Source organism: Ferrovibrio sp. (genome assembly GCF_029255545.1).
In the GTDB taxonomy this organism is placed as follows: domain Bacteria; phylum Pseudomonadota; class Alphaproteobacteria; order Ferrovibrionales; family Ferrovibrionaceae; genus Ferrovibrio.
Map to the genome: position 1 here is coordinate 50,973 of NZ_JANLJJ010000018.1, position 26,254 is coordinate 77,226.

Below are 26,254 nucleotides of genomic sequence, written 5' to 3' on the forward strand. Positions count from 1 at the left end.
GCAGAAGGAAGTCGTCGCCGCTTAAGGCGACGCCGGCGCCGCGCCTCAGGTGCGGTGTTTAAAAACCAGGGCCGGAACGCCGCCTCAGGCGCGGCGTTTAAAAACCAGGGTATGCCAGCCTTCGCGCGGAATGCGCCGCGCAAGGCTGAGCCCGCCAAAATGCAGTCCCGCCGCCCGATAGCGGGCGACGATCAGGCGCTCCTCGCGCGCCAGCAGGCCGGACAGCACGAGATGCCCACCGGCTGCCACCAGGTGGCTCAGGCCTGTCGCCATGCGACAGAGCGGCTCGGCCAGGATGTTCGCCACCACCAGATCATAGGGGCCGCCCGCCTTCAGCCGTGGATCGTCCGGCCGGCTTGCGGTCAGTGCCGTGATGCGGCCGGCCAGGCCATTCAGGCGGATGTTGTCCTGCGTCACGGCGACGGCAACCGGATCGATATCGGCCGCCAGCACCTGCCACGCACCGGCCTTGGCCGCCGCCATGGCCAGCACGCCCGAGCCGGTGCCCATGTCGAGCATGCGCCGCGGCGCATGGCTGCGGCAGAGATCGTCGATCGCCAGCAGGCAGCCATAGGTGGACGGCGCGCGGCCGGTACCGAAAGCCAGGCCCGCATCCAGCAGCAGGCTTAAACTGCCCGGCGGAACCGCATCGGAATCATGGGCGCCATGGAGGAAAAAACGTCCGGCGCGGATCGGTGCGTTCAGCTTGTTGGTATGGCGCACCCAGTCCTGCGCCGGCAGGTGAGCAAAGCGGATCGCGGCGGGAATACCCAGGGCATCGGCGATTTCGCCCAGCCGCCTGCGCCAGAGCTTCTGATCCGGCGGCGTATCGAACAGCACCTGCACGCGCCAGTCAGGGCTGACCGCCACGCCGGGCTTCAGTACCTCATACGACGTGACCGCCAGTGCCTCGTCGCCCAGCATGTCCTCGGCGGCAGCCACCAGGTCGACCGGCACATCCAGTTCGACCGACCAGAATTCAGGGGAGAGGGGCATTCTCAGGCTTTCTCGACTCAGGCTTTCTCGACGAAGGAAGCGATCACGCGTTTTTCGCCGGCCTTTTCGAAACCGATCAGCAACTTGTTGCCCTCGATGCCACGAATCTTTCCGTAGCCGAATTTCAGATGGAACACGCGGTCACCGATATTGAACGCAGCGTCGTCGGGGCTGCGCTGCACGACATCGTCATCCTCGATGCGGCGCGCGCGGCCTTCGATCAGGCCGCCTTTGCTGCGTGGATATTGCGGCGAGAAATCCCAGCTCGTGCCCTGATAGCCGCCGGCCTTGGCCGCGCTTTCGCTGAAACCGCCGCCGATATAGCCGGTGCGTTGGTTGCCGTGATACAGGCCCGGCTGCGCGCGTTGCTCGATATGCTCGGCGGGCAGTTCGTCGAGGAAGCGGGACGGGATCGCCGAAGTCCACTGGTTATAGATGCGGCGGTTGGCGGCAAACGTGACATGCGCGCGTTTGCGCGCCCGTGTCAGGCCCACATAGGCCAGCCGGCGCTCTTCCTCCAGGCCAGCCGTGCCGTTGCTTTCCAGTGAACGACGGCTGGGAAACAGCTCTTCTTCCCAGCCGGGCAGGAACACGTAGTCGAATTCCAGGCCCTTCGCCGCATGCAGGGTCATCAGGCTGACCATCTCGGCGTCTTCGCTGTTCTCGGTATCCATCACGAGCGCGACGTGGTCGAGGAACCCGGCAAAATTCTCGAACTCGGCCAGTGCACCGATCAGTTCCTTCAGGTTTTCCAGCCGGCCTGGTGCTTCGGGCGACTTGTCCTCCTGCCACATCTGCATATAGCCGGATTCTTCCAGCAGAATCTCTGCCACTTCCGTATGCGGCAGCTCGGCGGCCTGGCGGCGCCAGCGCTCGAAATCGGCCATCAGTTTTTTCAGCGTGTTGCGCTGCTTGGGCTTGATCTCGTCGGTCTGCAGCAGGTCAAACAGCGTGGCGGTCAGCGACTTGCCCGCGGCCCGCGCCGCCTTGTGCAGCATCTGCAGGGTGCTTTCGCCCAGGCCCCGCTTGGGCGTGTTGACGATGCGCTCGAAGGCCAGGTCGTCGTCGGGCTGCATCAGCACGCGGAAATAGGCGATGGCGTCGCGGATTTCACGGCGTTCATAGAAACGCAGGCCGCCGACCACGCGGTATTTCACGCCGATGGTGAGGAAGCGCTCCTCGAAGGCGCGGGTCTGGTGGCCGGCGCGCACCAGGATGGCGATTTCGTTGGGCGAAATCTTCTCGCGCTCCAACGCCTCGATTTCATCACCCACCATGCGGGCTTCCTCGTCGCCGTCCCACACGCCCTGCACGATGACCTTCTCGCCCTCGTTCAGGTCGGTCCACAACGTCTTGCCCAGCCGGCTTTCGTTATGGGCAATCAGGCCGGAAGCTGCGCCGAGGATATGCGGGGTGGAGCGGTAATTGCGTTCCAGCCGCACGATCTTCGCGCCGGGGAAATCCTGCTCGAAGCGCAGGATGTTGCCCACCTCGGCGCCGCGCCAGCCATAGATCGACTGGTCGTCGTCGCCCACGCAGCAGATATTCTTGTGCGTCTGCGCCAGCAGCCGCAGCCACAGATACTGCGCCACGTTGGTGTCCTGGTATTCATCCACCAGGATGTAGCGGAACTGGTGCTGGTATTTCTGCAGCACCTGGGCGTGTTCGCGGAACAGCGTCAGGTTATGCAGCAGCAGGTCACCGAAATCGCAGGCATTGAGCTGCAGCAGGCGGGCGCAATACTGCCGGTACAGCCCGGCGCCCTTGCCCTCGGCGAAACCGCTTTCGCTGTCGGGGATTTTGGCCGGGCCCAGGCCACGATCCTTCCAGCGATCGAACTGGCTTTTAAGCAGGCGAGGGGGCACCTGCTTCTCGTCCAGGCCTTCCGCCTCGATCAGTTGTTTGATCAGGCGCAGCTGGTCGTCATCGTCCAGGATGGTGAAATTCGGTTTCAGGCCGACCAGTTCGGCATGGCGACGCAGGATGCGGTTGGCGATGCCGTGGAAGGTGCCCAGCCACAGGCCCTCGACGGCATTGCCGACCAGTCTCTCCACGCGTTCGCGCATTTCGCGGGCGGCCTTGTTGGTGAAGGTGACGGCGAGGATCTGGCTCGGCCAGGCCAGCCGGCGATACAGGATATGGGCCAGCCGCGAGACCAGCACGCGGGTCTTGCCGGTGCCGGCGCCGGCCAGCACCAGCAGCGGGCCGTCCAGCTGGTTCACCGCCGCGCCCTGCGCCTCGTTCAGCCGCGTCAGCCAGTCCGGCGGCGGCAATGCTGCCGCAGCGGCCGGGTCGGCGGGAGGACTATTTTCCGGCTCGAATCCGGACAGGTCGAAGGGGTCAGCGGACATGGCGGATAGATAGCGCAAGCGTGCGGCGCTCGCCACCCGCGCTGCCGGTGGAATTGATCCATTCGCCTCAGGTGCTGGCGAGGCTCTTTGTGGCCGCTTCCGCCATCTTGAGCAGCAGCCTTCCGATCTGCTGGATTTCCGCGGTATCCAGTCCGCTCAGCAGCCGGGCGCGCCGCTCGATCATTTGCGGCATTAGCATGTCGAACAGCTCACGGCCTTTTGTGGTCAGGCTGAGCAGGCCCTTGCGGCGGTCGCCGGCATCGTCGCTGCGCCGGATCAGGCCGCGGGCAAGCAGGCGGTTCACGCCCCTGCTGAGGGTGTTCTTCGGCAGACCGGACATGTCGACGATGTTCTGGGCGATCAGCGGCTGGTGATGGGAAAGACAGAACAGAACTACGAATTCCGGCCGCAGGACGTCGTATTCCTTCTCGAATTGCGCATAGAGCGGAAACACGAAGAGGTTGGCGAGGTAGCAGATCCGCCATGCTTCGCCGATGGCATTTTCCGCCAGCATGTTGCGAGTCAGGTCATCATTCGCGGGAGTTTCTGCTGCGATCGGGCGACCTGTCTTCCGGGACGTCTTGGCCAAAATTGATACTCCGGTTTGGGATAATAGTTCCATATAGAACTTGACATAGGTTCTATATGGAACTTATAACGGATGCTGCCTGTAACAAAGAAAAACCCGCCTGCACGGCGGGAACGGGGAGGAAAATCACGATGCGCGCCACATTCGCGATGCTCACTTTCGGAATCTGCTCTGTCATGCTGTCGGGGCCGGCGGCGGCGGACATGAAAATGGTGTCCGGTTTCCCGCTCAATTTCACTTATACCGAAGAAATCGCCAAACCCTTTATTGCCAAGGTGAAGACCGCGACCGCAGGGCGGGTCAGTATCGCGCTGTCCGGGCCGGATGCCGTTCCCACCTTCGAGCAGTTTCAGCCGGTACAGGCTGGGGTCTTCCAACTGCTGTTCACCCATCCGGCCTATCATTCCGGCACGACGGCGGTGGGGCTGGCGATCGACGCGATCGCGGTTGACCCGGAGAAGCGCCGGACAGCCGGCATCATCGACTATATCGACGCGCATTACCGCAAACACGGGTTGAAGCTGATCGCAGCGCCGGCCACTGGCAGCAAGGGCTTCCGTTATTTCCTGCGCGAGCCGATCACCAAGAGTCCCGGTTTCGAGGGCCGCAAGGTGCGCGGAACGGTGTCCTATCATCCGATGATCCGCGCGCTTGGCGGCGCTCCGGTCAACATGGCGGGCGGTGAAATCTATACCGCCCTGCAGAAGGGCGTGATCGACGGCGCGGCATGGGGCCTGACCGGGGCCAAGGACTTCAAATGGTATGAAGTCGCGAAATACTACGTCGATCCGGTTTTCGGGCAGGTCGGGGTCATGATCTTCATGAACCTGCAGGCCTGGAACGGCCTGTCCAAGGAGGATCGCGCAGCCATCGAAGCCGAGGCGCGCAAACTCGAAATCGCTTCGCTGGCCCGGTACGATGAATTGGCCAAGCGCGAACTGGAAGACCTCAAGAAGCTTGGCATGATACAGACCGCATTCCTTCCGCAGGATGCTTCGCGTCTTGAGGCGTTGTGGGAAGAGGGCGTCTGGCAGGTTGCCGTGGATAAATCCAAGGTGGATGCCGAAGGCCTGCGCGCGCTTGCGCGCAAGGCGGGGATGACCCGCTGAGGCGCCGGCGGATATCGGGGAAAGTGTCATGCTCCCCCTGACCCGCATCGCCGGTTGGCTCGACGGTCTGACAATCGCCTTGTCGGCCGTCGCAGCCGCCATGCTTGCCGGCACGGTGGCAAGCTACTGCTACGAAGTGGCGGCGCGTTTCTTTTTCAACGCGCCGACCGAATGGGCCAACGATGTCGTCACCTATCTGCTGGCGGGCGCGATTTTCCTTGCCGCCCCCGATGTCGCGCGCACCGGCGGGCATATCGCCATCGCCCTGCTGGTCGAGCGGCTCGGCGAAGCGCGCCGGGCCGTCGTCATCCGTCTGCTGGCGGCGGCTTCCACTGTGGCAACGCTGGGGGCGGCCTGGATTGTAGGCAGCGAGGCCATCCGGCAGTTCGAGCAGGATATCCTCACGTTGGGCGTGCATCCCATTCCGAAGGGCCTGATTACCGGCACGGTTGCTTTCGGGCTGTTTCTGACCGCCCTGCAGTTCCTGCGGCATGCCCTGTTGACGGCTAAACCAGAAGAGGCCAGGTGATGGATTGGGCTTCCACCCTTGTGCTGGCGATTGCCGCGCTGCTTGGCCTGATGGCGCTTGGCCTGCCGATCTTTGTCGCCTTCCTGGTCGTGAATATCCTTGGCGTTGGACTGTTGTTCGGCACCAGGGCTTTCGGGCTGTTTGCCAACTCGATCTATGAGACGGCGACCTCGGAAAGCCTGGTGGCGATTCCGCTGTTCATCCTGCTGGGCGAGATACTGTTTCGCTCCGGATCGGTCGAGGTCCTGTTCAGCTCGGTGAATACCCTGATCGGCCGCGTGCGTGGTCGGCTGTATGTCGTGGTCATTGCGCTGTCCGCGATTTTCGGCGCGTTGTCCGGCTCGGCGGTTGCCGTGGCCGCCATGCTTGGGCGTTCGGTTTATCCGCGCATGACGGAGCATGGCTACGACCGCAGCCTGTCGGCTTCGGTGATCCTGGGCGGCGCCAGCCTTGCGCCGATCATTCCTCCCAGCCTGCTGGTCGTGGTGGTCGGTTCACTGGTCAAGGACGTGTCGATTGCCGGCCTGCTGATCGCCGGTATCGGCCCCGGCATCCTGCTGGCGCTGATGATGCTTGGGCATGTCGGGCTTGTCATGTGGCGCCGGCCGTCAGCCGCGCCGACCGACCGCGAGGATGCGCCGTCGCTGACGGTGCGCGAGGTAGCCAAGGCCGTGGTATGGGTGCTGCCCTTCACGATCATCATCGTCTCGGTGATGGGCTTCATCCTCGCCGGGGTGGCGACGCCGTCTGAGGCGGCGGCAACCGGGGTGCTCGGCGCGATGGTGGTGGCGGCGATCTACAAGCGGCTCAGCTTTGCCATGCTGCGCGCCGCGTTCTGGGACGGCACCCGCCTGACCGCGATGATCCTGCTGATCGTGGCCAGCGCCAAGCTGTTCGGCCAGGTCCTGTCCTTTTCAGGCGCGACCCGGGGTTTGGTCGATTTCGTCACCGCGCTGCAGGTGGGGCCATGGCTGATGCTGTTCATCCTGATGCTGGTGCCCTTCATTATCTGCATGTTTATCGACCAGATTGCCTTCATGCTGCTGGCGATCCCGCTATACGAACCGATCATGCAGCATTACGGTTTCGAGCCCATCTGGTTCTGGACGTTATTCCTGATCAACCTCACCATCGGCAGCCTGACGCCGCCCTTCGGCTACACATTGTTTGCCCTCAAGGGGGCGGTCCCCGGACTGTCGATGCAGGCGGTCTTCCGCGCCGCCTGGCCGGTGGTCGCGATTTTCGTCGGCGGCCTGTTCGTGCTGGCCCTGATTCCGGCCATCGTCACCTTCCTGCCTGAGAGGTTCTGATGGGCGCCGATTTCACGCCGGTGCGCCGCGCCGCGCATCATTTGCCGCAACCTGACGAACCTGAGCTGCGCATCCATGTGCGCGAATGCCGACCGGCAGAGCCGGGAAGGCCGGCCGGCGCCATCCTGTTCGTACACGGAGCCACGTTCGCCAGCGCGATATGGGATATCGGCCTGCCGGGCATGAGCTTCCTCGAGCGCGCCGCGCAGGTCGGCATGGCGGCATATGCGCTCGATGTCCGCGGGTATGCGGACTCACCTTCGCAGGCCATGGCGAAAGCGGCCGCCCCCTATGCGCGTGCGCAGCAGGCGGTGCGGGATATCGACCTGGTGGCCGATTTCATCCGTTCGCGTGAGGGCTGCGAACGCATTCTTCTGGTGGGCGGGTCATGGGGCACGATCACCGGCGGTTGCTATGCCGCTGGAGCCGGCAAGGGGAAGCTGTCCGGCCTGGTGCTTCATGCCCCCATTTTCGCAGAGACCAATTCAGGATGGCTGGACCTGATCGCTGATCCGGGCAACCGCCAACGGCCGAATCCAGCCTTGGGGGCCTTCCGGCAGGTGACCGAGGCGGAAGCGCGAATCCGCTGGGATGCCGAAATTCCCGAAGGCAGCGTCGCGCAGTTCCGCGACGAGACGGTCCTTGCCGCGATGATGCGAGATGAGATTGCCGCTGGGCTGCCGCCGGGCGCAGACGTGCCATCGGCCCTCAGGGTACCCAATGGGGCATTGCTGGACCTGTTCGAGGCGTATTCGCTGCGCCCTCTGTATGACCCGGCCGATATCACCATGCCAACCTTGCTGCTGCGCGGCAGCCGCGACACCACTTCCACGCGCAGCGATGCGCTGGCCCTGTTTGACCGCCTCGGGACACGCGTCAAGCGCTATGTCGAAATCAGCCATGGGACCCATTTCATCGGGGCCGAGCGGCAGGCTTGGCAGGTTCAGGAGGCCGTGCTGGCCTTTGCGGGGTCGATTTTCTTGGCTCGTGCCGCAGCTTTTTGAGGACCGGAAAAGACTCCATTCTGCCCGACGATTCGCGGTAATGTTCCGGCTCTTCAAAAAGGAGAAACGCCCATGGCCCCCGTCGCCGCCGTCCAGTCCCGCTTGTCCCCCGCCGCCACCGAGACGACGCTTGCCGCGCTGAAGCAGTTGCTCGGCGACCGGCTGACCATGGCCCAGGCGGTGCGCGATCAGCATGGCCGCGACGAATCCTGGAATCCGCCGTTTCCGCCCGATGCCGTGGCCTTCCCGCATTCCACCGAGGAAGTCGCCGAAATCGTGAAGATCTGCGCCGCCCATGGCCTGCCGATCATTCCCTATGGCGCCGGCACCTCGCTGGAAGGCCATGTCACCGCTTTGCAGGGCGGCATCAGCATCGACCTGATGCAGATGGACAAGGTGCTGCAGGTGAATGCCGAGGATCTCGACGTGGTGGTGCAGCCCGGCGTGCGGCGCAAGCAGCTCAACGAATACCTGCGCGATACCGGCCTGTTTTTCCCGATCGATCCGGGCGCCGATGCCTCGATCGGCGGCATGGTCTCCACGCGCGCCAGCGGCACCAATGCGGTGCGTTATGGCACCATGCGCGAGAATGTGCTGGCGCTGACCGTGGTGATGGCCGATGGCCGCGTCATCCGCACCTCCAAGCGCGCCAAGAAATCCGCCGCCGGCTACGACCTGACCCGGCTGTTCACCGGCTCGGAAGGCACGCTTGGCATCATCACCGAGATCACGCTGAAGCTTTACGGCATCCCCGAGGCGATGTCGTCGGCGATCTGCTCGTTTGCCACCCTGGAAGGGGCGGTGAACACCGTGATCCAGACCATCCAGGCCGGCATCCCGGTGGCGCGCATCGAACTGCTGGATGACGTGCAGGTCGCCGCGATCAACAGCTACTCCAAGACCGACATGCCGGTGCAGAACCTGCTGATGCTGGAATTCCATGGCACCGAGGCGGCCGTGGCCGAGCAGGCCGAAATGGTTCAGGGCATCGCTTCCGACCATGGCGGCAACAATTTCCAGTGGACCACCAAGCCCGAGGAACGCGCCAAGCTGTGGCAGGCGCGCCACGATGCGGCCTATGCCGCCAAGGCGTTGCGCAAGGGTTGCGAGGTCTGGGCCACCGATGTCTGCGTGCCGATCTCGCGCCTGGCCGAATGCATCCTGGAGACCAAGGAGGATGTGGTGAAAACCGGCCTGACCGCGCCGCTGGTTGGCCATGTCGGCGATGGCAATTTCCATCTTGCCATCGTGCTCGACCGCAACAACCCGGCCGAGATCGAGACTATCGAGGCCTTCAACGAGCGTCTGGTGCATCGCGCGTTGCGCATGGACGGCACCTGCACTGGCGAACACGGCATCGGCCGGGGCAAGATGAAATACCTCACCGCCGAGCATGGCGAGGCGGTGGCGGTGATGCGGGCGATCAAGAAGGCGCTCGATCCCGACAACCTGATGAACCCGGGCAAGATATTTAGCATCTGAAGCAAATCCGGCCAAAACACTGGCCGGCTTGGCTTTTCTGGCTCTTGTGGCGGCCAAACCTGGCGATCGTTGCCTTTGGCCGCTGGTGTCGCTGGAAAAGCGCTCGCTGCCGACCTATGCTGAAAAGTCTGAAAACCCGTAAGTCTACAAGCAGTTAGTGCCCAAGAGGCCCTCAAGAGACATAGAGCCGAGGACGAAGACGATGAGTGCGCGGAAATGGTCCCCCGATAGCTGGCGCAGCAAGCCGATTAAGCAGGTGCCGGATTATCCCGATGCGGCAGCCCTGGCCGCAGCCGAGGAGAAGCTTGCCAAGTACCCGCCGCTGGTTTTCGCCGGCGAGGCGCGCAACCTGACTGCGGCTTTGGGCAAGGTGGCGGAGGGCCGCGCCTTCCTGCTGCAGGGCGGCGACTGCGCCGAAAGCTTTGCCGAGTTCAGCGCCAACAATATCCGCGACACTTTCCGCGTGCTGCTGCAGATGGCCGTTGTGCTCACCTTCGGTGCCGCTTTGCCGGTGGTGAAGGTCGGGCGTCTCGCGGGTCAGTTCGCCAAGCCGCGTTCGTCGGCGACCGAGAAGCGTGGCGACGTCGAGCTGCCGAGCTATCGCGGCGACATCATCAATGGCATGGATTTCGATGCTGCCGGTCGCCAGCCCGATCCGGGCCGCCTGCTGCAGGCCTACAGCCAGGCGGCGGCGACGCTGAACCTGCTGCGCGCCTTCGCCAGTGGCGGTTATGCCGACCTGCACCGCGTGCATGGCTGGAATCTCGGCTTCGTGGCGAAAAGCCCGGAAGCCGAGCGGTGGCAGGATGTGGCGGCCCGCATCACCGAGACCCTGGATTTCATGGAAGCCTGCGGCATTACGCCGGAGAAAACCCCGGAACTGCGCAGCGTGGATTTCTACACCAGCCACGAGGCTCTGCTGCTCGGCTACGAGCAGGCCATGACCCGCGTGGATTCCACTTCGGGCGAGTGGGTCGATACCTCGGCGCATATGCTGTGGATCGGGGACCGCACCCGTCAGCCCGATGGCGCCCATGTCGAATTCCTGCGTGGGGTGATCAATCCGCTTGGTCTGAAATGCGGCCCGACCACCGATCCGGATGAGCTGATCCGCCTGATCGATGCGCTGAACCCGCAGAACAAGCCGGGCCGCCTGACCCTGATCGCCCGCATGGGCCATGACAAGGTGCACAAGCACCTGCCGGCGCTGGTGCGCAAGGTGGCCCAGGAAGGTCGCAGCGTCGTGTGGTCCTGCGACCCGATGCATGGCAACACGCTCACCTCGGCATCGGGTTTCAAGACCCGGCCGTTCGATCGCATCCTGTCGGAAGTGCGGCAGTTCTTCGAGGTGCATCTGGCCGAAGGCACCCATGCCGGCGGCATCCATCTGGAACTGACCGGGCAGGACGTCACCGAATGCATGGGCGGCGCCCAGGCCATCGGCGACGATGACCTGTCCAGCCGTTATCACACCCATTGCGATCCGCGGCTGAATGCCTCGCAGTCGCTGGAGCTGGCCTTCCTGATCGCCGAGATGCTGAAGCTCGAGCGTATGAACCGTGGCAGCCAGCGGCATGTCGCCCAAGCCTGACAGCAAGACCGTGACCCAGCTCGTGCCGCCGGCCCAGGCGGCCGAACTGGAGCGTCAGATCGCGGCGCATACCGACGCCTATTTCAAGAAGACCAAGGAAATCGTCCAGCGCTATGGCGACAAGACGGTCACCTATGCGGTGTTCATGCGCCGCCCGGTGATATTCTGTCCGCGCCTGATGGTGGAATGGATCGAGAAGGTGGCCGCCGCGCGTGGCGTCAGCGTCAGGATCGACCTGCTGCACGAGGAAGGCACCTGGGTCGGCGCCGGTGAGCCGCTGCTCTATATCAGCGGTGCCATGTCGCAGATCGTGGATCTGGAAACAATCTACCTGCAAAAGCTCGGCCCCGCCTGCGTCGCCGCCTATAACGCCTATTCGATGTGCTGTGACATGCCGAATGCGCGCTTCCTGGCGATGGATGCGCGGCACTGCGCCGGCGCCGAGATGGCCGAGCTGATGGCCTATGCCGCCTCGGTGGGCGGCCGCGCGGCGCGGCGCGATGTGGGTGCCGCGGGCTTCATCGGTAACGCCACGGATGCCACGGCGCATTATTTTGGCAATGACAAGGGCTTCGGCACCATGCCGCATGCCCTGATCGGCTATGCCGGCTCGACCTTGCGCGCCGCCGAGCTCTATGCCGAGACCTTCACCGGCGAACAGCTCACCGTGCTGGTCGATTACTACGGCCAGGAAGTCACCGATGCGCTGGCGGTCTGTAACCGTTTCCCGGATGCCGCCAATGAAGGCCGGCTGGCAGTGCGGCTGGATACCCATGGCGGCCGCTATATAGAGGGACTGGATCCGCAGGCATCTTATGCCGTGCTGGAACGTCATGTTCCCAATGCCATTCGTCAGTACCGTACCGAGCAGGAGCTGCGCTGGTTGGTCGGCACCGGCGTGTCGGCCGCAGCCATCTATCACATGCGCGCCAGCCTTGATCGCGCCGGCTTCATCAATGTGAAGATCGTTGCCTCGTCGGGTTTCAATGCGGCCAAGTGCAAGGTGATGGCCAGCGTGTCGGCGCCGATCGACATCGTTGGTACCGGGTCTTATCTGCCCGACAGCTGGACGGAAACCTATGCCACGGCGGACATCGTCGCCTATGACGGTCAGCCCAGCGTGAAGGTCGGTCGCGAATTCCTGTTGCGCAAGCCGGGCGGCTGAGCCAAAACTGTTCGCCTACATTTGAAATCCTGGGGAGGATCATCCATGCGCCGTCTGGTCGCACGTTTTGCTATTGCCGCCGCTGTCGCCGCGTGTGCGGCGGGACCTGCCATCGCGCAGACCCGCATCACGCTGAAATCCGCCACTGCCTCGTCATCCTATTATGTGATGATGGTGCAGCTGGGCGAGGTGCTGCGCGCCGAGACCAAGGGGCAGATCCAGGCCACGGTCGAGGAAAGCCAGGGCTCGGTGCAGAATGTGAAGGAAGCCGGCAAGCGGCCGGGCAATTTCGTTTTCACCACGCCACCCAGCCTGATCGCCTCGGCCCGTGAGGGCAAGAAGCCCTTCGAGGGCGAGACCGGCTACGACGTCATTCGCACCCTGTTCGTCATGCCTTATGTGACCGTGCATTTCGTGGTGCGCGATGACAGCGGCGTGAAGCAGATCGCCGATCTGGCCGGCAAGGATTTTATCTCCGGCGGTCGCGGCACCTTCTGCGACGGCCGCACCCGCACGATCTTCAAGCTGCTCGGTCTTGAGGACAAGGTGAACTTCGTCGATGTCGAGCTGGCCTCGGCTGACAACGCGTTGAAGAACCGCAAGGTCACTGGCTATGCCACCTGTTCGTCGCATCCGACGCCACAGTTGCAGGAACTGGCCACCACCACCGCGATCCGCATCCTGCCGATCAGCGCTCAGCAGGCCGAAACCCTGGCCAAGAACGATCCGTCGTCCAGCCCGATCACCATCGCCAAGGGCACCTATAAGGGCGTTGATGTCGATACGCCCACCGTCGGCGTGCCGGTCGGCGCCTATGGCACCACGCATATGGACGACGCCACCGCCTATGCCATCGTCAAGGCTTTCTGGTCCAAGAAGGACGAGATGGCCAAGACCAATCCGTGGTGGGCGGCGGTGAAGCCCGATCTGATTGGGGCGCTTGGCAACACCAAATTGCATCCGGGCGCGTTGAAGTATTACAAGGAAGCTGGCGTGAACGTTCCCGCCAGCATGCAGTAAGCACTCGGCCAGGTACCAGAGCATATCATGCAGTCACAGGATGCCGGCACGCGGCCGGGTTGGGTTCTTCTTTTCTGCGCCGCGATCACTGTCGGCATCCATATCTGGCTCATCTTCACCGGTCTGGTGCCCAATCTGGTCAGCCGGCCGCTGCATTTTGCGGCCGCGCTGCCCTGGATTTTCCTGTTCGTCCCATACCGCAATGCCATCGAGCGCTGGATCGGTTATGCCGCCTGCGGTTTCGGGCTGATTGGCGCGGCGTATCTCATCATTGGCCGCAAGGCGATCCTCGATCAGTATGGCTCGCTTGATGGCAGCCTCTGGCAGTTTGTGCTGGCCTTCGGCCTGATCGCGGTCGCGCTGGAAGCGGCACGGCGCGCGGTGCAGCCCGTATTGCCCGCCGTCGCCGTGCTCTGTCTGCTCTATGGCTTTTTCGGCCAGCATCTGCCGGGCACGCTCGGCCATCCCGGTTTGCCGATCGATTATTTCCTCGGCAGCCTCGTGCTGGCTGAAGGCGGCCTCTGGGGACAACTGACCGGTATTTCCATCGACCTGATCGTGCCCTTCATGATTCTCGGCGCCGCCGTCTCGGCTGGCGAGGCGGGCAGGGGCTTCATGGCGCTGGCAACCCAGATGGCCGGGGGCTATCGCGCCGGGGCCGCCAAGGTCTCGGTCCTGGCCTCGGCGCTGTATGGCACGATTTCCGGTTCCGCCTCGGCCAATGTCGCCTCGGTTGGCGCCATCACCATTCCCGGCATGATCCGCATGGGTTATCCCCGGCCGCTCTCGGCCGCCGTCGAAGCCGTGGCCTCCACCGGCGGCCAGATCATGCCGCCGGTGATGGGCTCGGCCGCCTTCATCATGGCCGAGCTGATCCGCAAGCCCTATGCCGATATCGCCGTTGCCTCGATCCTGCCGGCGGTATTGTTCTTTTTCGTCGCCTGGGTCGGCGTGCATTACTTTGCCCTGCGTTTCGGGCTCAAGGGGCTGCCGGCCGACCAGCTGCCGGGCTGGCGCCAGGCTTCGGCCACGGCGCCGTTTTTTGCCGTACCGCTGGCGATCCTGATCGTCATGCTGCTGGTGCTGGCCTATTCGCCTGCCTATTCGGCGATGATGGCGACGGCCATCACCGTAGCGATGCTGCTGTGGGACGGGCCACGTCGGCGCCTGTCGCCCGCCGTATTCGCCGGCCGTTTCGCCGTGGCATTGGTCGATGCGGCGCGGCAGATCGCCTTGATCGCCGCCATCATCATCTGCTCAGGCTTGATCGTTGGTGTCTTCCACGCCACCGGGCTCGGCGTGAAGATCACCGGCCTGATCCTCGATCTTTCCGGAGGCCATCTATGGGCGGCGCTGGCCCTGACCGCGCTGGCCTGCATTATCCTTGGCATGGAACTGCCGACCACGGCGGCCTACCTGATCTGCGTGGCCGTCGCCGGGCCGGCGCTGGTCAAGCTCGGCCTGCCCGAGCTGCATGCCCATATGTTTGTCTTCTGGTATGCGCTGCTCTGCACCATCACGCCGCCGGTTTGCGGCACGGTGTTCGTTGCCGCCTCGATTGCCGGCACGCCATGGCTGCCGGTCGCCGGCATGGCGATGCGGATCGGCCTGGGCCTGTTCCTTATCCCGCTCGGCTTTGTCGCCAATCCGGCGCTGATGATGCTGGCCGAGGCGCCATGGTTGGCGCTGGCCGCCACGGCAAAGATCGGTCTGGGCCTGACGCTGCTGTCTTATGGACTGATCGGCGGGGCAAAAAACTGGCTGACCGGCGCGGCGGCCGGGATTGCCGGCGCCGCAATGATTTTCGTCTACGGCATCGGCTGACCGCAACCGGGGAAATGGTGCTGACCGGTAATCCGCCGTTGTAGCTACTCGCGCACGAAAATCCGTTTTGTCGTTCCATAACCGAATGCTCCCGGTGCCTTGTCCCAGGACAGGATTTCGACGGGAATCGATGTCGAACTCCATCGGCCCTGCCGGATGAGGTCGAGAACCGGCGCGATCAGCGCCTGAGCATGCGGCTGTCCGGCAATCGTGGTCACATTTCTGGCGAACATCGCCCCTACCGGAAGCGGAAAGGTTTCGGCATAGGGATAGACGAGGGTACAGACACCGCCCCTGTCGACGCGGGTGAGGGCAAGCGACAGCCGTTCGGGATCTCCGCTGCAGTCCACCATGATCGGATGCCGTTCTGTCGGCTTTGCTGCCGATGTCACTGGATGGGCGCCCATGGATTCCGCTGCTTCGAGCCGTTCCGGATCGTCATCAAGATAATCGATGCGGCTGACGCCGAGCGCGCGGGCCAGGGCAATTCCATAGAGTGCCATGTTGTGCAAGGCACCGCCGACCAGCAGCACCGAAGGTTCGGCATAGGCATCCAGATGTGGAACGATGGCCCGATAGAGGTCGACCAGGTTGCAGCCGACAGCCGCGTAGTCGGCCGCACTGACTCCGGGCGGAAGCGGCACGCACATCGCGTCGGCATAAGGAACGGCCAGCAGGTCCGACATCCCGCCGCCCTGGTCGCCACCGGCCGGTCCGAGACCGAAATTGGTGAGAGCCGGGCGGGAGCTGCAGCTGTTGGTCCGGCCGGCACCGCAGCTTGGACAGGTGCCGCAGGATATGTGCAGCGGAAGGACGACCCGCATTCCGACCGTCACGTTGCGCACGGCCGTGCCGACTTCGACGATGTCGGCAACGATTTCATGTCCGACGGCAATCGGGTGGCGCAGGGCGCGATAGCGGCCTGTGACAACGGCCCGGTCGAAGTCGCAGACACCGACGGCCACCGGGCGGACAATGGCGGACAGAGGCGAGGGCAGGCGGGGTTCGGGCACCTCCAGCCATTCGAGGGTCCGAACCCCGGTCAGGGTGAGTTGCTGCATCGGCGGGGCCTCTGATTATGACGATTGTCTTAGTTCGGCGTGGACGCTATTATAGGACAGTCGTCATAGTCAAGGCCGATGCCAAAACACCCCTCTCCGCCGCGCGACCGGATGATTCTGACCGGCATGGACCTGTTCCAGCGGGAGGGTTATCACGCGACATCGTGGCGCCGCCTGGTTCAGGAGTCCGGTGCGCCCTGGGGTTCGGCGCATCATTACTTTCCAGGGGGCAAGGAACAGCTGGGTGTGGCTGCCGTCGAGGTGGCGGCGGCTTCCGTCACCGGAATGATGGAGGACTGCTTTTCCCGGGCGGATTCCGCGGCGGACGGTATCCGCCGGCTGTTCGTGGCCGGGGCGGCATCCCTGAAACGGTCCGGCTTCCAGAAAGGCTGTCCGGTCACCACCGTCGCGCTCGAGACCGTTCCCGCATCGCCGGCCATGACCGATGCCTGCCGGAATGCATTCGAATCATGGACGGCGGCGATCACCGCCGGTCTGCTCAGGGACGGCATCCCGCAGGAGCGGGCCGCCGCGCTCGCCATTTCCATTTTTGCCGCATTCGAGGGCGCGCTGGTTGCCGCGCGTGTCGCCCAGTCAGCGGTGCCGCTGCAGGTTAGCGGCGAGATTCTCGCCGATCTGGTTGCACGGGAACCCCGAGCCTGACGCTATACAGGGCGGCTATGCCTTGTCCGGTCCGATCCGCACCAGCTGCTTGCCGAAGTTCTTGCCCTTCAGCAGGCCGATGAAAGCCTGTGGCGCATTGTTCAGGCCTTCGGCGATGTCCTCGCGGTATTTCAGTTTGCCGGTCTTGATCCAGCCGGCCATTTCCATGATGGCACCGGGCCAGTAGCCCATATGCTCGGAGATGATGAAACCCTGCACCTTGGCGCGGTTGACCAGGATGTGGCGCATGCCGGTGAAGGGGTAGGGCTGGCCGTTATACTGGCTGATGATGCCGCAGAGCGGCACGCGGGCGAAGCTGTTCAGCCGGCCGAACACCATCTCCATGATCTCGCCGCCGACATTCTCGAAATAGACGTCGACGCGGTCAGGCGTGGCGGCCTTGAAGGCGGCCTGCATGTCGGGCGCCTTGTAATCGACGCAGGCATCGAAGCCCAGTTCCTTCACCACGTAGTCGCATTTCTCCTGGCCGCCGGCGATGCCCACCACGCGGCAGCCCTTGATCTTGGCGACCTGGCCCACCACCGAACCCACCGCGCCCGAGGCGGCCGAAACCACCACGGTCTCGCCCGCCTTGGGCTGGCCGATTTCCATCAGGCCGTAATGGCCGGTGACGCCCGGCATGCCCAGCACGCCCAGCGCGGTGGAGATCGGCGCCACCTTCGGGTCCAGCACGCGCAACTCGTTGGCCTTGGCCACGGCATAGCCCTGCCAGCCCAGCATGCCGTTGACATAGGTGCCGACCGGCAAAGCCGCGACGTTGCTTTCGATCACCTGGCCCACCGTGCCGCCGCCCATCATGTCGCCGGGCTTGAGGTGGGCGGCATAGGAGCGCACTGGGTCCATGCGGCCGCGCATGTAGGGATCGAGCGAGAGATAGATGTTGCGCACCAGAACCTGATCCGGGCCGGGTTTCGGGATGTCGCGTTCGACGATCTCGAAATCCTCCTCGGTCACCCAGCCCTTGGGGTGCTGTTTCATCAGGACTTGAATATTTTTCCCGGCCATTTGGCCCTCCCTTTGCCCGCTGCGGGGCTATCTAACGTGCCATCTGGCAATGTAAACTGTCGATGGCGTTGAGATAAACCTGCCGTAGGGTTAACTCTTGCGTCCCCAACCCAGACCAGACCCGTCCAAAGATGTCCGCCGCCCCCGACCGCCTCAAGATCGCCATGGCCCAGATCAGCCCCGTGATGGGCGATATCGCCGGCAACCGCCGGCTGATCGAGGCTGCCCGCGTCCGCGCGGCCGAGGCTGGCGTCGATCTGGTGGTGTTCCCAGAGCTCTGCGTGGTCGGTTATCCGCCGGAAGACCTGGTGCTGCGCCTCTCGGTGCAGGAGGCCTGCGAGGCGGCCGTGCAGGCCCTGGCCGCGCTCACCGCTGATGGCGGCCCGGCGTTGCTGGTCGGCTCGCCCTGGCGCGAGGGCGGCAAACTCTACAATGCCGCGCTGTTATTGGATGGCGGCGCCATCGCCGCCACCCGCTTCAAGCATGAATTGCCCAATTACGGCGTGTTTGACGAAAAGCGCGTGTTCAGCGCGGGTCCGCTGCCCGGGCCGGTGCCGTTTCGCGGCGTGCGGCTGGGCGTGATGGTCTGCGAGGATATGTGGCTGCCCGATGTGGCCGAATGCCTGGCCGAGACCGGCGCCGAAATGCTGATCGTGCCGAACGGCTCGCCGTTTGAGGCCGGCAAGTGGGATACACGCCTCAACCTGGGCGTCGCCCGCGTGGTCGAAACCGGCCTGCCGCTGCTGTATGTGAACTATATCGGCGGCCAGGACGAGCTGGTGTTCGACGGTGGTGGCTTCGTGTTGAATGCCGACCGCCGCATGGTGGTGCGCCAGCCTGATTTCGTCGAGCATCTGCAGATCACCGACTGGCGCCGCGGCAACGATGGCTGGCATTGCGAGGTCGGCCCGGTGGCGGAACCGCTGGATCGCCTCAGCGCGATCTATCAGGCCATGGTGGTGGGCCTGCGCGATTACGTCACGCGCAACCGGTTCCCCGGCGTGGTGCTGGGCCTGTCCGGCGGCATCGATTCCGCGTTGTCAGCGGCGGTGGCGGTGGATGCGCTGGGCGCCGACAAGGTGCATTGCGTGATGATGCCCTCGCGCTATACCTCGCAGCAGAGTCTCGATGATGCCGCTTCCTGCGCTGCCGCGCTCGGCATCAAGTACGACACGATCCCGATTGAACCCGCCGTGCAGGCTTTTGCCGGCATGCTGGCCCCGATCTTTGCCGGTCGCGCGGCCAACGCGACGGAAGAGAATATCCAGGCCCGCGTGCGCGGCGTCACCGTGATGGCGATCAGCAACAAGTTTGGCCACATGGTGCTCACTACCGGCAACAAGTCGGAAATGTCGGTCGGCTATGCCACGCTCTACGGCGATATGTGCGGCGGCTATTCCGTGTTGAAGGACGTCTACAAGATGACGGTCTTCGCGCTCTCCCGCTGGCGCAATGCCCATGTGCCCGCCGGTGGCCTCGGCCCTGCCGGCGAGGTGATCCCCGACAGCATCATCGTGCGCCCGCCCACGGCCGAGCTGCGCGAGAACCAGCTGGACCAGGACAGCCTGCCGCCTTATGGGCAGCTCGATGCCATCCTGGAAATGCTGATCGAGAAGGAGATGCCGGTGCGCGACATCGTGGCGACCGGGCAGCCCGAGGCTGTCGTGCGTCGTATCCAGCACATGCTCTATGTCGCGGAGTACAAGCGTCGCCAGGCGCCGCCCGGCGTGAAGATCACCGCGCGCAATTTCGGCCGCGACCGCCGCTATCCGATCACCAACGCCTTCCGGGATTTGTCTAAATGACTGCCGTTGCCGTCCGTTTCGCGCCGAGCCCCACCGGCCGGCTGCATGTCGGCAATGCGCGCGCCGCTCTGCTGAACTGGCTCTATGCGCGCAAACATGGCGGTACGTTCCTGCTGCGGCTGGACGACACCGATACCGGCCGTTCCACGGCGGAGTTTGCCGCCGGCATCGAGGCTGATCTGCGTTGGCTCGGGCTGGACTGGGATCGTTTTGCCAAGCAGTCCGACCGGTTTGACCTCTACCGCACGGCCACCGAGAAACTCAAAGCCGCCGGCCGGCTCTATCCCTGCTTTGAAACGGCGGAGGAACTGGAGCTGCGCCGCAAGATCCAGCTCAGCCAGAAGAAGCCGCCGGTCTATGACCGCGCCGCGCTGAGACTCAGCGATGCCGACCGCGCGAAGCTGGAGGCCGAGGGGCGCAAGCCGCATTGGCGGTTCCGGCTGGAGCCCGGGAATGTTGCTTGGGACGACCTGATCCACGGCCATACCGAGATCGACATGGCCTCGCTGAGCGACCCGGTGCTGGTGCGCTCCGACGGTTATCCGCTCTACACGCTGTCTTCCGTGGTCGACGACGGTGAATTCGGCATCAGCCATGTGATCCGCGGCGAGGATCACGTCACCAACACGGCGGCGCAGATCCAGTTATTCCAGGCGCTGGATTATGCCGTGCCGGTCTTCGGGCATTTCTCCTGGCTGCTGGATGCCGAGGGCGCCGGCCTGTCGAAACGCATCGGCTCACTCTCGCTGGCCGATCTGCGCGAACAGGGTTACGAGCCGATGGCGCTGAACTCCCTGCTGGCTCGGCTCGGCTCCGCCGATCCGGTCGAGCCGCATTTCACGCCCGCCGAGCTGGTGGCCGGTTTTGATTTAAGCCGGTTCAGCCGCGCGCCGGCCCGGCTCGATCCGCATGAGCTGGACCTGCTCAATGCCCGCATCCTGCATGTCACGCCGTTTTCTGTCGTGCGCGACCGCCTGCCCGCAGGCGCGACCGAGGCCTTCTGGCTCGCCATCCGCGGCAATATCGGCAGGTTGGCCGAGGCGACCGAATGGTGGCCGGTGGTGGCAGGCACGATCAGCCCCGTGATCGAGGATGCGGCACTGGTTCAGGCTGCCATCGAGACCCTGCCGCCCGAACCCTGGGACAGCATGACCTGGAAAGCCTGGAGCCAGGCGATTTCCGCCAAGACGGGGGCGAAGGGAAAAGCGTTATTTCATCCCCTGCGTTTGGCCTTGACCGGACGCGACAAGGGGCCCGAAATGGCGCCTTTGCTGCCCCTGATCGGGCGGGAGCGGGTGCTGTCGCGCCTGCATGGTCATTAGGGTTAGGCGTGAGCATCATGGCGAAGGACCGCGTTTATCTGTTCGATACCACCCTGCGCGACGGCGCGCAGACCCAGGGCGTTGATTTCTCGGTCGAGGACAAACGCCTGATCGCGCGCGCGCTCGACAAGCTGGGCGTGGCCTATATCGAAGGCGGCTGGCCCGGCGCCAACCCGACTGACAGCGAATTCTTCTCCGTCAAGCCGGCGCTGAAGCGGGCGAAATTCGTCGCCTTCGGCATGACCAAACGGCCGGGCCGTTCGGCCGCCAACGATCCGGGTCTGGCCGCCATCCTGGATGCCAGGGCCGACGCCGCTTGCCTGGTGGGCAAAAGCTGGGATTTCCAGGTCGATGTCGCGCTCGGCATCACCAAGGCCGAAAATATTGAACTGATCGCCGACAGCATCGCCGCCGCACACAAGAAATTCGGCGAGGCGATGCTCGATGCCGAACATTTCTTTGATGGCTACAAGGCCAATCCCGATTTCGCCACGCAATGCGTGAAGGCGGCGCTGGATGCCGGCGCCCGCTGGGCCGTTTTGTGCGACACCAATGGCGGCACCATGCCCGACGAGGTGGAGCGCATCGTCGGCGAACTGGCCGCCAGGCTGGGTTCGGCCGACCGGCTCGGCATCCACACCCATAACGACACCGAGAATGCCGTGGCCAATTCGCTGATGGCGGTGAAGGCCGGCGTGCGCCAGGTGCAGGGCACGCTGAACGGCCTGGGCGAACGTTGCGGCAATGCCAACCTGATCGCCCTGATCCCCTCGCTGATGCTGAAACCCTGGTTCCGCGATCATGCCGATATCGGCATGAATGAGCAGGACCTGACGCATCTGACGGCCACCTCGCGCACGCTGGACGAGCTGCTCAACCGCGCGCCCAACCGCCATGCCGCCTATGTCGGCGCTTCGGCCTTTGCCCATAAAGGCGGGCTGCATGTCTCGGCGGTGATGAAAGATCCGCGCACCTACGAGCATGTGCCGCCGGAAAGCGTGGGCAACAAGCGGCAGATCCTGATCTCGGATCAGGCCGGTCGTTCCAACCTGCTGGTGCGGCTCACCGAGGCTGGCATCCCTTACGATCCGAACGACAGCAGGCTCAACCTGCTGCTCGACGACGTGAAGCAGCGCGAGGCGGAAGGCTATTCCTACGACGGTGCCGAGGCGAGTTTCGAGGTGCTGGCGCGCCGCACGCTGGGCCAGATGCCGGAATTCTTCAAGATCCGCAGTTTCCGCGTGATGGTCGAGCGCCGCTACAACGCCAAGGGCGAGTTGGTCACGATATCGGAAGCCACCGTGAAGCTGAACGTGGACGGCGAGACGCTGTTCTCGGTGGCCGAGGGCAATGGCCCGGTCAACGCGCTGGACCATGCCCTGCGCAAGGATCTTGGCCGCTACCAGGCCTATATCGACGACCTGCGGCTGGTCGATTTCAAGGTGCGTATCCTCAATGGCGGCACCGAAGCCACCACCCGCGTGATGATCGAATCCGCCGATGGGCAGGGCAATCGCTGGTTCACCGTGGGCGTGTCACCCAACATCATCGATGCCGCCTTCGTGGCGCTGATGGATTCGATCCAATGGAAACTGCTGCGCGACGGCGCCCAGCCTTCGAAGTAAGGCCATGAGCGGCACCAACCGGCCCAAGCTGGGTAAATACGCGCCGCCAGGCCCTCTGCGTCGTGGCCCGGTGATTGTGCTGGTCGAGCCGCAGCTGGGCGAGAATATTGGCGCGGCGGCGCGCGCCATGCTCAATTGCGGCATCACCGAATTGCGCCTGGTCAATCCGCGCGATGGCTGGCCGAATCCCTCGGCCTATGTTCTGGCCAGCAAGGCCGACCCGGTGCTGGATGCGGTCAGCGTGTTCACATCCACCGCCGAGGCCGTGGCAGACCTGCATCGCGTCTATGCCACCACGGCGCGGCATCGCGACATGATGAAAGAGATCGTCACGCCGCGCGAAGCTGCGCACCGCATGCGGGCGGAGGAGGCGGAAGGTCATCGTGTCGGCATCCTGTTTGGCCGCGAACGCACCGGGCTGGACAACGAGGATGTCGCGCTGGCCCATATCGGCATCACCGTGCCACTCAATCCGGGCTTTTCCTCGCTCAACCTGGCGCAGGCCGTTTTGCTGCTCGGCTATGAATGGTTCACGGCGAATGACGATACGCCGCCCAGCCGCATGGATACCGTGCGCGGCGGCTTTGCGTCGCAGGAGGAGTTGCAGGGCCTGTTCGAGCACCTGGCAACGGAGCTGGATGAATCCGGTTTCTTCCACAATGTGGAGGCCAAACGCGGCACCATCCTGCGCAACCTGCGCAGCCTGCTGCAGCGCGTGCCGCTGGCATCCCAGGAAGTGCACACTTTTCGCGGCATGCTGAAAGCGATTGCGCTGGGCCGGCCGCGCCGGGCACCCTATTCGCAACGCCGCAAAAAGCCCCCAGCCGACTAGAGGAGAAAGTCATGACCCAGGCCGTACCGACCCAGCAGGCAGATGACGAACGCGTGCGCATCACGCGTTGGGACTTCGCGCCCGGCGCCTCAACCGGCTTTCATGTCCATGAATATCCCTATGCGGTGACCTACCTGACCGACGCGACCATGAAGCTGATCGACAAGGACGGCAAGGAAAGCATCATCGAGATGAAGGCGGGCGGCAGCTATTCGCGGCCCAAGGGCGTGGCGCATGACGTGATCAACGCAGGCAGCGCCCCGATGGCCTTTGTGGAAGTCGAGATCAAGCTGTAACCACATCACCTTTGTCATGCTCGGGCTTGGCCCGAGCATCCACGAGTTCTTTTTAAAGCAACACGTGGATGCCACGGCCGAGCCGTGGCATGACGATTGAGGCTATCCTTTCTTCCCCAGCGCGATACTCCGCCCCGCCTGTGCCGGTTTCGGCAGTCTGCCGTGGCCGTCCATCATGCGGGCGAACAAAGCCTGGTGTTCGGGCGGGAAGGGGCAGGATTTGCGCGTGGTCAGGTCCACATGCACCAGCACCTGTTCCGAGGTGGCGGCGAGATAGCCTTTTGTCGCGTGGTGCATTTCCATGAAGTAATGGATGCGCTTGGTGTCATGGCCCAGAAGCTGGAAGGTGAAGCGCAAATCGTCGCCCTCCACCACCTCCTGCAGATAGCAGACATGGGTCTCCAGCACGAAGGTCGACAGGTTCGTGCGCTGCACATAGCTCCAGTCAAGATCAAGGGGCTTGAAGAATCCATCCAGCGCCTGGTCGAAGATCACGTTGTAATAGCCGACATTCATATGCCCGTTGGCATCGATATATTCGGGCTTCACCCGCATCCCGGTCAGGTCCAGGGGTTGCACGTAATCCAAGGCGGCTTGAGAAGAATTCATCGTTTTTCCCTTGTCGTTTCCGTTTCTCCCGGTAGCCTTTCCTTCCATGACCTGGGACCCGACGCAATACCTGAAATTCGCCGGCGAGCGGCTGCGACCGGCTGTGGACCTGCTGGCGCGCATCCCGCTGGTGGCGCCTGCTAATGTGGTCGATCTGGGCTGCGGCGCCGGCAACCTTTCGCCGTTGATCCAGCAGCGCTGGCCGCAGGCCGTGCTCACGGGAGTCGATTCTTCGGCCGCCATGCTGGAAAAAGCCCGGCTGGATTATCCCGCCGCGCGCTTCGTGTTGGCCGATATCGCCACCTGGCGGCCCGAGGCCCCCGTTGATCTGCTCTATTCCAATGCCGCGCTGCACTGGCTGCCCGACCACGACGCGCTGATCCCCGGCCTGCTGGACTGCATCAAACCCGGCGGCTGGCTGGCCATCCAGATACCGCGCAATTTCGAAGCAAAGTCGCATACCTGTATCGTCGATGCCATCGAGCTGGGGCCCTGGCGGCCGAAGCTGGAGCCGCATTTGCGCCGCCGCCCGGTGGCCGAACCGCAGGCTTACTGGCGCCTGCTGCATGAGCGCACCGCCAGCCTGGAAATCTGGGAAACCGAATATATGCAGGTGCTGTCGGGCGCCAACCCGGTGGCCGAATATACCAAGGGCACCTGGCTGAAGCAGTTTCTCGACCGGCTGGAGGAACCCGAGCGTAGCACGTTTGAGTCCGATTACCGCCAGCGCGTCGCAGCGGCTTATCCGAAGGAAGACGACGGCCGCACGCTGTTTCCCTTCCGCCGGCTGTTCATCCTGGCGCAGAAACCGCTTTAGGGACCGGTTCTCAGTTTTTAGGTGTCATGGCCGGGCTTGGCCCGGCCATCCACGAGTTTTTTTATAAAGAAGACGTGGATGCTCGGGTCAAGCCCGAGCATGACGGCGTCGGGGACGGATGTACCCGTTGCAGCCAGCAGGCGGGTGCGCGAAGCTGGCAGCATGATCGCCGCCTTTGCCGCCATCCTGCTCTGCCAGCTCGCCGGTGAGGCCGTTGTGCGTGGCGTCGGCCTGTCGCTGCCCGGCCCCGTGCTGGGCATGGTCATGATGCTGGGTCTGCTGGCGCTGCGTGAGCGCTTCGCCGCCCGCCTGCCGGCTGAATTGACCAATGATCGCCTGCCGGCCACCGGGCGCGGCATCCTCGCGCATCTGTCGCTGTTATTCGTGCCGGCCGGCGTCGGCGTGGTGCAGCGGCTGGATGTCTTCGGGGCCTGGGGTATTGCCCTGGCGGTCGCGCTGGTGGTCTCCACATTGCTGGCTTTGCTGGCCACCGTGCTCACCTTCCTCGCGGTCAGCCGCCTGCTGGGCGAGAATGGCAGCGAGGACGCAGCGCCGTGACGCAGTCGGCACCTGATTTTGCGCTCTGGGTTTTCCTCTCGCGCACGCCGCTGCTCTGGCTCACTGTCACGCTTGGCGCCTATGCCGTGATGGACCGCCTGTCGGCCGCCACCGGCCGGCATCCCCTGGCCAATCCGGTGCTGTTCTCGGTCGCGGCGATTGCCGCGCTGCTGTATCTGACCGGCACGCCCTACCACACGTATTTCGAGGGCGCCCAGTTCGTGCATTTCCTGCTCGGCCCGGCCACGGTCTCGCTGGCCTTTCCGCTCTATGAGCATCGCAGGGTGGTGCTGCGCGCCATGCTGCCGATGCTGGCCGCGCTGGTCGTGGGCTCAGTCGTGGCGCTGGCTTCCGCCGTGCTGGTGGCCCAGGCCTTCGGCGTGCCGCGTGATGTGCTGGTGTCGCTGGCGCCGAAATCGGTAACGGCGGCGGTGGCGATGGGCATATCCGAGACGCTGGGCGGCGATCCGGCGCTTACCGCCGTGCTGGTGATGCTGACCGGCATCCTCGGCGCCATCATCGTCACGCCGCTGATGAATGCCGTGAAGATTCGCGACTGGCGGGCGCGCGGCTTCGCGGCGGGGCTGGCCTCGCACGGCATCGGCACGGCGCGCGCCTTCCAGGTGCATCCGCTGGCCGGCACCTTCGCCGGCATCGCCATGGGGCTGAA

General features: G+C 64.2%; 26 protein-coding genes. 18 read left to right on the forward strand and 8 right to left on the reverse strand.

The window, feature by feature from the left end; genetic code table 11:
- Nucleotides 1-84 precede the first annotated feature (84 nt).
- The 4 genes from Q1J79_RS02815 to Q1J79_RS02830 form a co-directional block, all read right to left on the reverse strand.
- Nucleotides 85-996: a 50S ribosomal protein L11 methyltransferase gene (locus Q1J79_RS02815; protein ID WP_300296218.1), complete on the reverse strand. Its 912-nt coding sequence runs from the start codon at nt 994-996 to the stop codon at nt 85-87.
- Nucleotides 997-1,013: 17 nt separating this feature from the next.
- On the reverse strand, nt 1,014-3,347 hold the full coding sequence (locus tag Q1J79_RS02820; protein ID WP_300296221.1) for an ATP-dependent helicase: 2,334 nt from the start codon (nt 3,345-3,347) through the stop codon (nt 1,014-1,016).
- 67 nt (nt 3,348-3,414) lie between these two features.
- Complete coding sequence (locus Q1J79_RS02825; RefSeq protein WP_300296224.1) at nt 3,415-3,861, reverse strand: MarR family winged helix-turn-helix transcriptional regulator; 447 nt, start codon at nt 3,859-3,861, stop codon at nt 3,415-3,417.
- Between the two features lie 127 nt (nt 3,862-3,988).
- Nucleotides 3,989-4,141: a hypothetical protein gene (locus Q1J79_RS02830; protein WP_300296226.1), complete on the reverse strand. Its 153-nt coding sequence runs from the start codon at nt 4,139-4,141 to the stop codon at nt 3,989-3,991.
- Between Q1J79_RS02830 and dctP the strand changes: the two genes are divergently transcribed.
- From dctP to Q1J79_RS02875, 9 genes are all read left to right on the forward strand, one after another.
- Nucleotides 4,140-5,045, forward strand: coding sequence for a TRAP transporter substrate-binding protein DctP (dctP, locus tag Q1J79_RS02835; RefSeq protein WP_300296229.1), 906 nt, complete (start codon nt 4,140-4,142; stop codon nt 5,043-5,045). The two genes, Q1J79_RS02830 and dctP, sit on opposite strands and share 2 nt — an antisense overlap.
- A 28-nt stretch (nt 5,046-5,073) precedes the next feature.
- Nucleotides 5,074-5,574 (forward strand): TRAP transporter small permease, encoded by a 501-nt coding sequence (locus Q1J79_RS02840; RefSeq protein WP_300296232.1) that lies wholly within the window; start codon nt 5,074-5,076, stop codon nt 5,572-5,574.
- A complete protein-coding gene (locus tag Q1J79_RS02845; RefSeq protein ID WP_300296235.1) occupies nt 5,574-6,884 on the forward strand; it encodes a TRAP transporter large permease in 1,311 nt (436 codons plus the stop codon). The genes Q1J79_RS02840 and Q1J79_RS02845 overlap by 1 nt, the downstream gene beginning before the upstream one ends.
- Nucleotides 6,884-7,888, forward strand: a complete 1,005-nt coding sequence (locus Q1J79_RS02850; RefSeq protein WP_300296238.1) for an alpha/beta fold hydrolase — start codon at nt 6,884-6,886, stop codon at nt 7,886-7,888. The genes Q1J79_RS02845 and Q1J79_RS02850 overlap by 1 nt, the downstream gene beginning before the upstream one ends.
- Before the next feature lie 72 nt (nt 7,889-7,960).
- Nucleotides 7,961-9,370, forward strand: coding sequence for an FAD-linked oxidase C-terminal domain-containing protein (locus Q1J79_RS02855; RefSeq protein ID WP_300296241.1), 1,410 nt, complete (start codon nt 7,961-7,963; stop codon nt 9,368-9,370).
- 202 nt (nt 9,371-9,572) lie between these two features.
- On the forward strand, nt 9,573-10,961 hold the full coding sequence (locus Q1J79_RS02860; protein WP_300296244.1) for a class II 3-deoxy-7-phosphoheptulonate synthase: 1,389 nt from the start codon (nt 9,573-9,575) through the stop codon (nt 10,959-10,961).
- Nucleotides 10,945-12,126, forward strand: a complete 1,182-nt coding sequence (locus Q1J79_RS02865) for a nicotinate phosphoribosyltransferase (protein ID WP_300296247.1) — start codon at nt 10,945-10,947, stop codon at nt 12,124-12,126. Before Q1J79_RS02860 ends, Q1J79_RS02865 begins: the two co-directional genes overlap by 17 nt.
- Before the next feature lie 45 nt (nt 12,127-12,171).
- Nucleotides 12,172-13,146 (forward strand): TAXI family TRAP transporter solute-binding subunit, encoded by a 975-nt coding sequence (locus Q1J79_RS02870; RefSeq protein WP_300296249.1) that lies wholly within the window; start codon nt 12,172-12,174, stop codon nt 13,144-13,146.
- Between the two features lie 27 nt (nt 13,147-13,173).
- Entirely contained in the window at nt 13,174-14,970 is a 1,797-nt protein-coding gene (locus Q1J79_RS02875; protein WP_300296251.1) for a TRAP transporter fused permease subunit, read from the forward strand.
- Between the two features lie 44 nt (nt 14,971-15,014).
- On the opposite strand, the gene Q1J79_RS02880 is transcribed toward Q1J79_RS02875, so the two are convergent.
- On the reverse strand, nt 15,015-16,031 hold the full coding sequence (locus tag Q1J79_RS02880; RefSeq protein ID WP_300296254.1) for an alcohol dehydrogenase catalytic domain-containing protein: 1,017 nt from the start codon (nt 16,029-16,031) through the stop codon (nt 15,015-15,017).
- A 126-nt stretch (nt 16,032-16,157) separates the two neighbouring features.
- Between Q1J79_RS02880 and Q1J79_RS02885 the strand changes: the two genes are divergently transcribed.
- Entirely contained in the window at nt 16,158-16,694 is a 537-nt protein-coding gene (locus Q1J79_RS02885; RefSeq protein WP_300296257.1) for a TetR/AcrR family transcriptional regulator, read from the forward strand.
- A 15-nt stretch (nt 16,695-16,709) separates the two neighbouring features.
- Here the strand turns inward: Q1J79_RS02885 and Q1J79_RS02890 are convergent, their stop codons facing one another.
- Nucleotides 16,710-17,693, reverse strand: coding sequence for an NADP-dependent oxidoreductase (locus tag Q1J79_RS02890; protein WP_300296260.1), 984 nt, complete (start codon nt 17,691-17,693; stop codon nt 16,710-16,712).
- Nucleotides 17,694-17,851: 158 nt separating this feature from the next.
- On the opposite strand from Q1J79_RS02890, the gene Q1J79_RS02895 reads away from it, so the two are divergent.
- Genes Q1J79_RS02895 through Q1J79_RS02915 form a run of 5 tightly spaced genes read left to right on the forward strand, consistent with a single transcriptional unit; the run spans nt 17,852 to nt 23,600 of the window.
- A complete protein-coding gene (locus tag Q1J79_RS02895; protein ID WP_300296262.1) occupies nt 17,852-19,525 on the forward strand; it encodes an NAD+ synthase in 1,674 nt (557 codons plus the stop codon).
- Nucleotides 19,522-20,847, forward strand: coding sequence for a glutamate--tRNA ligase (gltX, locus tag Q1J79_RS02900; protein ID WP_300296265.1), 1,326 nt, complete (start codon nt 19,522-19,524; stop codon nt 20,845-20,847). Before Q1J79_RS02895 ends, gltX begins: the two co-directional genes overlap by 4 nt.
- Nucleotides 20,848-20,864: 17 nt before the next feature.
- Entirely contained in the window at nt 20,865-22,472 is a 1,608-nt protein-coding gene (gene cimA, locus Q1J79_RS02905; protein WP_300296268.1) for a citramalate synthase, read from the forward strand.
- Between the two features lie 4 nt (nt 22,473-22,476).
- On the forward strand, nt 22,477-23,304 hold the full coding sequence (locus tag Q1J79_RS02910; protein WP_300296271.1) for an RNA methyltransferase: 828 nt from the start codon (nt 22,477-22,479) through the stop codon (nt 23,302-23,304).
- A gap of 11 nt (nt 23,305-23,315) precedes the next feature.
- Nucleotides 23,316-23,600: a cupin domain-containing protein gene (locus Q1J79_RS02915; protein ID WP_300296274.1), complete on the forward strand. Its 285-nt coding sequence runs from the start codon at nt 23,316-23,318 to the stop codon at nt 23,598-23,600.
- Nucleotides 23,601-23,702: 102 nt separating this feature from the next.
- On the opposite strand, the gene Q1J79_RS02920 is transcribed toward Q1J79_RS02915, so the two are convergent.
- Nucleotides 23,703-24,209, reverse strand: a complete 507-nt coding sequence (locus Q1J79_RS02920; protein WP_300296276.1) for a thioesterase family protein — start codon at nt 24,207-24,209, stop codon at nt 23,703-23,705.
- Between the two features lie 46 nt (nt 24,210-24,255).
- Here Q1J79_RS02920 and Q1J79_RS02925 point away from each other — a divergent pair, with 46 nt between their 5' ends.
- On the forward strand, nt 24,256-25,026 hold the full coding sequence (locus Q1J79_RS02925) for a methyltransferase domain-containing protein (protein WP_300296279.1): 771 nt from the start codon (nt 24,256-24,258) through the stop codon (nt 25,024-25,026).
- 17 nt (nt 25,027-25,043) lie between these two features.
- Here Q1J79_RS02925 and Q1J79_RS02930 read toward each other — a convergent pair whose 3' ends face one another.
- The gene (locus Q1J79_RS02930; RefSeq protein ID WP_300296282.1) at nt 25,044-25,190 is read right to left on the reverse strand and encodes a hypothetical protein; all 147 of its coding nucleotides are present in this window, start codon (nt 25,188-25,190) and stop codon (nt 25,044-25,046) included.
- Here Q1J79_RS02930 and Q1J79_RS02935 point away from each other — a divergent pair.
- Both Q1J79_RS02935 and Q1J79_RS02940 read left to right on the forward strand, forming a co-directional pair.
- On the forward strand, nt 25,189-25,584 hold the full coding sequence (locus tag Q1J79_RS02935; RefSeq protein ID WP_300296285.1) for a CidA/LrgA family protein: 396 nt from the start codon (nt 25,189-25,191) through the stop codon (nt 25,582-25,584). The genes Q1J79_RS02930 and Q1J79_RS02935 overlap by 2 nt on opposite strands.
- A partial coding sequence (locus Q1J79_RS02940) for an LrgB family protein (protein ID WP_300296288.1) occupies nt 25,581-26,254 on the forward strand: 674 nt, incomplete at its 3' end. The genes Q1J79_RS02935 and Q1J79_RS02940, both read left to right, overlap by 4 nt.

What these genes read in the sequence shown, in the direction of transcription:
- Q1J79_RS02815 (WP_300296218.1), bottom strand. Translation starts at nt 996, where the DNA reads ATGCCCCTCTCCCCTGAATTCTGGTCGGTCGAACTGGATGTGCCGGTC.
- Q1J79_RS02820 (WP_300296221.1), bottom strand. Translation starts at nt 3,347, where the DNA reads ATGTCCGCTGACCCCTTCGACCTGTCCGGATTCGAGCCGGAAAATAGT.
- Q1J79_RS02825 (WP_300296224.1), bottom strand. Translation starts at nt 3,861, where the DNA reads ATGCTGGCGGAAAATGCCATCGGCGAAGCATGGCGGATCTGCTACCTC.
- dctP (WP_300296229.1), top strand. Translation starts at nt 4,140, where the DNA reads ATGAAAATGGTGTCCGGTTTCCCGCTCAATTTCACTTATACCGAAGAA.
- Q1J79_RS02830 (WP_300296226.1), bottom strand. Translation starts at nt 4,141, where the DNA reads ATGTCCGCCGCCGCCGGCCCCGACAGCATGACAGAGCAGATTCCGAAA.
- Q1J79_RS02840 (WP_300296232.1), top strand. Translation starts at nt 5,074, where the DNA reads ATGCTCCCCCTGACCCGCATCGCCGGTTGGCTCGACGGTCTGACAATC.
- Q1J79_RS02845 (WP_300296235.1), top strand. Translation starts at nt 5,574, where the DNA reads ATGGATTGGGCTTCCACCCTTGTGCTGGCGATTGCCGCGCTGCTTGGC.
- Q1J79_RS02850 (WP_300296238.1), top strand. Translation starts at nt 6,884, where the DNA reads ATGGGCGCCGATTTCACGCCGGTGCGCCGCGCCGCGCATCATTTGCCG.
- Q1J79_RS02855 (WP_300296241.1), top strand. Translation starts at nt 7,961, where the DNA reads ATGGCCCCCGTCGCCGCCGTCCAGTCCCGCTTGTCCCCCGCCGCCACC.
- Q1J79_RS02860 (WP_300296244.1), top strand. Translation starts at nt 9,573, where the DNA reads ATGAGTGCGCGGAAATGGTCCCCCGATAGCTGGCGCAGCAAGCCGATT.
- Q1J79_RS02865 (WP_300296247.1), top strand. Translation starts at nt 10,945, where the DNA reads ATGTCGCCCAAGCCTGACAGCAAGACCGTGACCCAGCTCGTGCCGCCG.
- Q1J79_RS02870 (WP_300296249.1), top strand. Translation starts at nt 12,172, where the DNA reads ATGCGCCGTCTGGTCGCACGTTTTGCTATTGCCGCCGCTGTCGCCGCG.
- Q1J79_RS02875 (WP_300296251.1), top strand. Translation starts at nt 13,174, where the DNA reads ATGCAGTCACAGGATGCCGGCACGCGGCCGGGTTGGGTTCTTCTTTTC.
- Q1J79_RS02880 (WP_300296254.1), bottom strand. Translation starts at nt 16,031, where the DNA reads ATGCAGCAACTCACCCTGACCGGGGTTCGGACCCTCGAATGGCTGGAG.
- Q1J79_RS02885 (WP_300296257.1), top strand. Translation starts at nt 16,158, where the DNA reads ATGGACCTGTTCCAGCGGGAGGGTTATCACGCGACATCGTGGCGCCGC.
- Q1J79_RS02890 (WP_300296260.1), bottom strand. Translation starts at nt 17,693, where the DNA reads ATGAAACAGCACCCCAAGGGCTGGGTGACCGAGGAGGATTTCGAGATC.
- Q1J79_RS02895 (WP_300296262.1), top strand. Translation starts at nt 17,852, where the DNA reads ATGTCCGCCGCCCCCGACCGCCTCAAGATCGCCATGGCCCAGATCAGC.
- gltX (WP_300296265.1), top strand. Translation starts at nt 19,522, where the DNA reads ATGACTGCCGTTGCCGTCCGTTTCGCGCCGAGCCCCACCGGCCGGCTG.
- cimA (WP_300296268.1), top strand. Translation starts at nt 20,865, where the DNA reads ATGGCGAAGGACCGCGTTTATCTGTTCGATACCACCCTGCGCGACGGC.
- Q1J79_RS02910 (WP_300296271.1), top strand. Translation starts at nt 22,477, where the DNA reads ATGAGCGGCACCAACCGGCCCAAGCTGGGTAAATACGCGCCGCCAGGC.
- Q1J79_RS02915 (WP_300296274.1), top strand. Translation starts at nt 23,316, where the DNA reads ATGACCCAGGCCGTACCGACCCAGCAGGCAGATGACGAACGCGTGCGC.
- Q1J79_RS02920 (WP_300296276.1), bottom strand. Translation starts at nt 24,209, where the DNA reads ATGAATTCTTCTCAAGCCGCCTTGGATTACGTGCAACCCCTGGACCTG.
- Q1J79_RS02925 (WP_300296279.1), top strand. Translation starts at nt 24,256, where the DNA reads ATGACCTGGGACCCGACGCAATACCTGAAATTCGCCGGCGAGCGGCTG.
- Q1J79_RS02935 (WP_300296285.1), top strand. Translation starts at nt 25,189, where the DNA reads ATGATCGCCGCCTTTGCCGCCATCCTGCTCTGCCAGCTCGCCGGTGAG.
- Q1J79_RS02930 (WP_300296282.1), bottom strand. Translation starts at nt 25,190, where the DNA reads ATGCTGCCAGCTTCGCGCACCCGCCTGCTGGCTGCAACGGGTACATCC.